General features: G+C 62.5%; 1 protein-coding gene. It reads right to left on the bottom strand.

What is annotated here, in order from left to right; all coding sequences use genetic code 11:
• Positions 1–59: 59 nt before the first annotated feature.
• Positions 60–1,922 carry a selenocysteine-specific translation elongation factor gene (selB, locus tag CJ255_RS21805; RefSeq protein WP_097646176.1) on the bottom strand — a complete coding sequence of 621 codons (1,863 nt, stop codon included), beginning with the start codon at positions 1,920–1,922 and terminating at the stop codon, positions 60–62.
• Positions 1,923–2,099 lie beyond the last annotated feature (177 nt).

The raw sequence follows: 2,099 nt of genomic DNA on the forward strand, positions 1-2,099 counted from the left end.
GCGCTCCCAGGGTGGCGATTTCCCACAGCGTTCCTTTTGCGCTATTGCGGTAATTGGTATCACACCAGTACTCTTGCTTCCCCTTCGCGGCGTGTAATCTTGCGTTCGTCGAGGTGTTCGAGTAGGGCAAGGGCGTATTTGCGGCTGCTGCCAAAGTGATCGCGGATGTTTCCAAGGCTGATGCTGCCTTGGTTGATGATCGTTTGGCGTACCCACGCTACCAGTTCTGCATAGGTGGCAGGTAGAAAGAAGACCTCCGGGGCGACGCGCACAAATAGGTGTTGTTCGAGCGCCCAGGCAAGCAACTCGCCGTCGAGCTTGGGGGCGGGCGGGCTGTAGGGGCTTCGCGCCATCGCTTCGAGGGCGGCAGCGAGCGCGTGTTGGCCCGCTGCGTCGGGGTGCGGATTGTGGCCCTGGAGCCAGACGCTGGTTTCGTTGGTGGCAATCAGAGCTTGTTGTGCCGCTTGGTGTAAGACTGCACTGAGGCTGCGGGGGTTGAGTTGCAGCTTTTGGCGTAGTTCTTCTCTGGGTATGCCGCGCCGCAATGGGAAGCGCTGGTGGTGGGCACGGAGGTGTTCTTGCAGTTGTGTACAAAGCTGCTCCCAAGCGCCCGTGCTGATCATGTGTGGATCGTTGCTCTGGCTGTTGAGCAAAACGATTTGGCCCGCCGCTACTCCTTGTGCTGCAAGTGGCCCTAGTTCTGCTTCGGGCAGGCCGCTACGGGTGGCTGCTTCGGCATATGTCTGGGGCATGCCGCAGGCGAGTGCTTGGAGGAGCAGATCAGCAGGCTCACCCCGTGCTAGGGTTTCTAGTTGTGCCAGCACGTCGGCGCGGAAGCGGCGGTGGCGCGCTGGGTGGGTGTCCACCACAAGCCCCCCGGCGACGGTGCGCGAAGGTGAGGCGACACGCAGAATGCAGCGGTCGCCCCGGCGCAGCGCGATGGGCGCGGCGAGGCGCAGTTGCACCCAGCCCTGCGCCCCTGGGTCGAGCTGTTCGGCATCGAGCAGGGTGACACGGCATGGCACTTCACTCGCGCCACTGAAGAGGTCGAGGGCGCTGTTTTGCAGAATGGGCGCGGGCGCATCAGCAAGGACGCGCAGGTGCAGATCGAGCATGTGGGTGGGCCGCAGTGCCCCAGGGGGAGCCAGCACAGCGCCGCGCCCCACTTCGCTGTGGTGAATACCAGCCAGGTTCACCGCTACGCGATTGCCAGGCAGCGCCACCTCGGTCTTTTGACCATGAATTTGCAAGCCGCGCACCCGCGCTTTGCGTCCTACCGGAAGGATCTCTAGCTCCGCACCAAGGGCCAGCGGCCCATCAAGGAGCGTGCCGGTCACCACGGTGCCAAAGCCGCCCATGGTGAAGGCGCGATCAACCGGCAGCCGGGGGTGGCCACGGGCATGGCTGCGGGCTGGCGTAGCATCAAGGACGGCATCGAGGGTTTGGCGCAACTCGTTGAGCCCTGCGCCGCTCCGGGCCGAGACGGCGACAAGGGGCGCGTGGGCCAGACTGGTGCCCCGTAGCCGCTCGCTCACCTCTTCGCGTACCAGATCGAGCCAGGGCGCATCGACAAGATCGGCTTTGGTTAGCACCACCAGCCCGTGGCGCACCTCAAGCAGATCGAGGATCGCAAGGTGCTCAATCGTCTGCGGCATCACCGCCTCGTCGGCGGCGACAACCAGCATGGCCGCATCAAAGCCGCCCACACCAGCCAACATGTTCTTAATGAAGCGCTCGTGCCCAGGCACATCAACCAAGCTCACCAAGCGCCCACTGGGTAGGGTGAACCAGGCAAAACCGAGATCAATCGTCATCTCGCGGCGCTGCTCTTCAGCCCACCGATCCGGGTCAATCCCAGTGAGACTCTTTACCAACGTGGATTTGCCGTGGTCTACGTGGCCAGCGGTGCCGATGATGTACATGGGTGATTGTAGCTTACGTTAAGCCTACCGGCGGGGTTTTGGGCGTAGCCTCTCACAAAAAAACTCTTTTAGTTAGGGATGGTTTCAGAAAGGTGCTTGTAGCTTTACCGTCGTAGTGCCGACTTTAGTCGGCATCCGGGGGTTGTCGGCGACCTCAGCCGACTAAAGTCGGCACTA

The sequence above is a fragment of the Candidatus Viridilinea mediisalina genome, from assembly GCF_002532535.1.
Classification (GTDB): Bacteria; Chloroflexota; Chloroflexia; order Chloroflexales; family Chloroflexaceae; genus Viridilinea; species Viridilinea mediisalina.